Genomic DNA, 3,469 nt, shown 5'->3' on the forward strand with positions numbered 1-3,469 from the left:
GACCAATTTATTGCAACCGCAGTAGGACAGCCTTAAGTCCGACAGGCTGCTAGCGAAATACCTATAGCAAAAATAAAAGTAGAGCCATGAACGGATTCTTCATGGCTAATAAAAGGCACCCTATGTTAGTAAGACTCTGGCGCGACCCGGTCTGGCGGGCTGTTCTTTTTCAGGTTCTGTTGATCCTTGCCGTTGTGGCAATGGTCGCCTGGGTAGTGAACAATACCCTGTCGAATCTAGAGCATCGCGGCATCAGCACCGGCTTTGATTTTTTATCCCAGTCTGCAGGTTTTGGCATTATCCAGACACTGGTGGAGTACGACGAAAGCCATACCTTTGGCAGAACGTTTCTGGTAGGCCTACTCAATACTTTACTGGTCTCTTTTCTCGGCGTTATCTTTGCCACTATTCTTGGATTTCTGATTGGTGTGGCCCGGCTCTCCTCTAACTGGCTCCTGTCTAAAATGGCCAGTATTTATATTGAGGTTTTCCGCAATATTCCCCTGCTGCTGCAAATTTTCTTCTGGTACTTTGCGGTTCTGGGTATTCTGCCGAACCCCCGTCAAAGCATCAGTCTGTTTGACTCCATCTTTATTAATGTTCGTGGTATCTCTCTTCCCTGGCCCGAATTGAACGCGGGTATGGTGACGGTTGCCTGGGTTTTCATGGCCTGTCTTGCTGCTGTGCTGGTTTTGAGACTCTTTATGCGCTCATGGCTGCTTAAAGCTCAGCACCAAGAAAACAAAGGGCAAATGGTTCTTTATATCAAGGCAGCAATGGCTTCAAGTGTTGTGCTGATTCCTCTCGTGACCAGCTTTCTGGTGGATGCTCAGTTGCGATGGGAGATACCAGAATTAAAAGGTTTTAATTTCTCCGGCGGTCTGGTTTTAATTCCTGAACTGGCTGCGCTCTGGTTTGCTCTGAGTATTTATACTGCGGCTTTTATTGCTGAAGTCGTTCGCTCTGGTATTGAGTCTGTCAGCAAAGGTCAGAAAGAAGCCGCTGCGGCTCTGGGTCTCAAGCCTCGCCGCGTGCTGAGTCTGGTGGTGATTCCTCAGGCCATGCGGGTGATTATTCCACCCCTGACCAATCAGTACCTGAACCTGATCAAGAACTCTTCACTGGCGACGGCCATAGGTTACCCGGATCTGGTCAGTGTCTTTGCGGGAACCACCCTGAACCAGACCGGTCAGGCCGTTGAGGTGATCGCCATGACCATGGCCGTTTATCTCACGATCAGCCTTACCGTATCTGTTTTGATGAACTTGTATAACCGTTGGGCATCGCTGGTAGAGCGGTAAGGACTCTCTTAATGAAGAGCACGATGATGGAAGAAAAAATGATTCCTGCAAGAGAGCCCCCGGTCAACTCGAGGGGTGTTTTAGGCTGGATGCGGGAGAAGCTGTTTGCGACGCCCTCACAGTCACTGATCACATTGACGCTTATTTACGGTCTTTATCTGATCCTTCCTCCCTTATGGCAGTGGGCAGTTATGGACGCTACCTGGACGGGAGAAAGCCGCTCGGCCTGCAATGTTGACGGTGCCTGCTGGGCTTTTGTCACTGCACGACTGGATCAGTTTATTTACGGCTTCTATCCGGAGAGTGAAATCTGGCGGGTGAATCTGTTTTTTGTGCAGTTGGCCCTGATTCTGGGTTGGCTGATGATTCCGGCTATTCCCGGCAAGAAGCTGGCATTGGGTTTGGGATTGCTGGTATTGCCGGTTACCTCCTGGCTGGTGCTGTCTGGAGGTTACTTCGGTCTGCCCGAGGTTGAAACTCATAAGTGGGGTGGCCTGATGGTGACCTTGGTGCTGGCGCTTTATGGCATGTTGGCATCATTACCGGTAGGCGTTTTGCTGGCCCTTGGCAGGCGATCTTCCATGCCGGTCATTCGGACGTTCTGTACGGCTTATATTGAACTCTGGCGTGGGGTTCCGCTGATTACTGTGTTGTTTATGGCTTCGGTCATGCTACCTCTGTTTGTTCCGGAAGAAATCGTTTTCGACAAACTGGTTCGGGCCCTGATCGGGATTGTCATGTTCCAGTCAGCTTATATGGCCGAAGTGGTGCGTGGTGGATTGCAGGCGATTCCAAAAGGGCAGGTGGAAGCCTGTCAGAGTCTCGGAATGGGTTACTGGCAGAGTATGCTACTGGTGGTTCTGCCTCAGGCTCTGCGTCTGGTGATTCCCGGAATAGTGAACACCTTTATTGCACTGTTCAAAGACACCAGTCTGGTATTGGTGATTGGTCTGTTTGATCTGCTTTCGATTGTTCAGGCAGCCCTGAATGACCCCGAGTGGCTGGGCAGTGCTGTAGAAGGTTATCTGTTTGCCGGCTTTGTGTTCTGGTTGTTCTGCTTTGGTATATCCAAGTACAGCCAGCGACTGGAAAAGAATTAAAGAAAATGAGAGGTCTTCATGGATAAGATGGTCCGGGAAGTAAAAGACCCTGCAAGCCCTGTTATCAGGTTGAATGGGGTTAACAAATGGTACGACAACTTTCATGTCCTCAGAGATATTAATCTGGATGTGGTGCGTGGCGAAAAGATCGTGATCTGCGGGCCATCCGGTTCGGGTAAGTCGACTTTGATTCGCTGCATTAACGCTCTGGAAGAGCATCAGGAAGGCCAGATTATTGTTGATGGCACAGAACTGACCCGGGATCTGAAAAATATAGAGAAGGTTCGTCGTGAGGTCGGTATGGTGTTCCAGCAGTTCAATCTGTTCCCCCATCTGACGGTGCTGGAAAACTGCACACTGGCACCGCTCTGGGTCAGGAAAACCGCTAAAAAAGCAGCGGAAAAAACGGCGATGGAATACCTTGAGCGTGTCCGTATTCCCGATCAGGCGGATAAATATCCCGGGCAGCTCTCTGGAGGCCAGCAACAGCGTGTAGCGATTGCCCGAAGCCTCTGCATGAACCCGGAAATCATGTTGTTCGATGAGCCCACCTCCGCACTGGACCCGGAAATGATCAAGGAAGTGCTGGACGTCATGATTGAACTGGCCAATGAAGGCATGACCATGCTCTGCGTGACCCATGAAATGGGTTTTGCAAAAACGGTAGCAGATCGCATGATCTTTATGGATCAGGGGCAAATCGTGGAAGAGGCGACACCGGAAGTCTTCTTTAATAATCCGAAGTCTGAACGTAGCAGGGCATTTTTGGGGCAGATTCTCAATCACTGAGAACTTGTTGGACTTCACCTGAATGCCAAACAAAAAGGCCGCTCATCTTTTGATCGGCGGCCTTGTTATAAGATGCTACTGAAAAACCGAATTAGAAACGGTAAGTCGCAGAAGCATGCAAGGAGTAAGAGCTGGATTCGTACTTACCTGCGTAAGATGTAGTCGTGTCAGTCAGCTGGCCACCACCTTTTACATCGTCATTCTCAACGGTGTCATAGACAGCCGCAAAGTCCAGATCCACCTGTCCATCAAGAATGCTGGTTCCGGCACCCAGAGTAA

The 3,469-nt window shown here is 50.0% G+C and carries 4 protein-coding genes; 3 read left to right on the forward strand and 1 reads right to left on the reverse strand.

Features of this window, described 5'->3' with window-relative positions:
• The first annotated feature begins 101 nt into the window (after positions 1-101).
• Genes KDK17_RS06180 through KDK17_RS06190 form a run of 3 tightly spaced genes read left to right on the forward strand, consistent with a single transcriptional unit; the run spans position 102 to position 3,190 of the window.
• Positions 102-1,301, forward strand: coding sequence for an amino acid ABC transporter permease (locus KDK17_RS06180; protein ID WP_257287610.1), 1,200 nt, complete (start codon positions 102-104; stop codon positions 1,299-1,301).
• 11 nt (positions 1,302-1,312) lie between these two features.
• Positions 1,313-2,401, forward strand: a complete 1,089-nt coding sequence (locus tag KDK17_RS06185) for an amino acid ABC transporter permease (protein ID WP_257253509.1) — start codon at positions 1,313-1,315, stop codon at positions 2,399-2,401.
• 27 nt (positions 2,402-2,428) lie between these two features.
• Entirely contained in the window at positions 2,429-3,190 is a 762-nt protein-coding gene (locus tag KDK17_RS06190; RefSeq protein WP_257253520.1) for an amino acid ABC transporter ATP-binding protein, read from the forward strand.
• 91 nt (positions 3,191-3,281) lie between these two features.
• Here the strand turns inward: KDK17_RS06190 and KDK17_RS06195 are convergent.
• A partial coding sequence (locus tag KDK17_RS06195; protein WP_257287611.1) for a hypothetical protein occupies positions 3,282-3,469 on the reverse strand: 188 nt, incomplete at its 5' end.

The organism is Endozoicomonas sp. SESOKO2, from assembly GCF_024606245.1.
Classification (GTDB): Bacteria; Pseudomonadota; Gammaproteobacteria; order Pseudomonadales; family Endozoicomonadaceae; genus Endozoicomonas_A.

What these genes read in the sequence shown, in the direction of transcription:
- KDK17_RS06190 (WP_257253520.1), top strand. Translation starts at nt 2,429, where the DNA reads ATGGTCCGGGAAGTAAAAGACCCTGCAAGCCCTGTTATCAGGTTGAAT.
- KDK17_RS06185 (WP_257253509.1), top strand. Translation starts at nt 1,313, where the DNA reads ATGAAGAGCACGATGATGGAAGAAAAAATGATTCCTGCAAGAGAGCCC.
- KDK17_RS06180 (WP_257287610.1), top strand. Translation starts at nt 102, where the DNA reads ATGGCTAATAAAAGGCACCCTATGTTAGTAAGACTCTGGCGCGACCCG.